Source organism: Mesorhizobium sp. M7D.F.Ca.US.004.01.2.1, from assembly GCF_003997785.1.
GTDB lineage: Bacteria > Pseudomonadota > Alphaproteobacteria > Rhizobiales > Rhizobiaceae > Mesorhizobium > Mesorhizobium loti.
Genome location: NZ_RZRQ01000752.1, coordinates 1 through 555 on the forward strand (window position 1 = coordinate 1; position 555 = coordinate 555).

At 58.7% G+C, this 555-nt stretch carries 2 protein-coding genes; one reads left to right on the forward strand and one right to left on the reverse strand.

Annotation, left to right across the window (positions count from 1 at the left end):
- Positions 1-214, forward strand: a 214-nt coding sequence (locus tag EN993_RS37535; protein ID WP_206532504.1) for a hypothetical protein, incomplete at its 5' end; no start/stop codon positions are given.
- Positions 215-367: 153 nt separating this feature from the next.
- On the opposite strand, the gene EN993_RS36625 is transcribed toward EN993_RS37535, so the two are convergent.
- Positions 368-555: cold-shock protein (locus EN993_RS36625; RefSeq protein ID WP_164758099.1), on the reverse strand; the 188-nt coding region annotated here is incomplete at its 5' end.

The following is a 555-nucleotide window of genomic DNA, read 5'->3' on the forward strand; positions in this document are numbered from 1 at the left end:
GTCTTCGAATGAGCGGTCAAAATCTTTCTCCTGTCAGGAGCCTGTGCCGATGGAGCGAGACCGGGTCTTCGGTCAAGACGACGCACAGAGCAAATACGGCAGCGGATTCAAATTGCTGGAGCGTCCTTTAGCACGTCCAGGCCGGCGCGCAGCGCACTTTCGGCGACAAGACGCGCAAAATGAAAAAGGCCAGGCACCGCCTGACCTTCCGTAAGAGAACGCCGTGCATCCAGACGGATGCACAAGGCACGCTCCTCTCATGCGCATGACATGCCGTGGAAACTCAGGTCTCCGCGGCCATGCGCCCGAATTCGCCACTCACCGGTGCCAGTACATCCGTGGTCACCGGGAGAGCTGAATTCTTTTTTCAGGCCGCCTTCAACTGGTCGGCGGACATCTTGCCCGACTTGTTGTCGCGGACCATCTCGTAGCCGAGCTTCTGGCCCTCGACGATGTCGCGCATACCGGCGCGCTCTACGGCCGAGATGTGGACAAAAACGTCGGCTGAGCCGTCGTCAGGCTGAATAAAACCAAAACCTTTGGTGGCGTTGAACC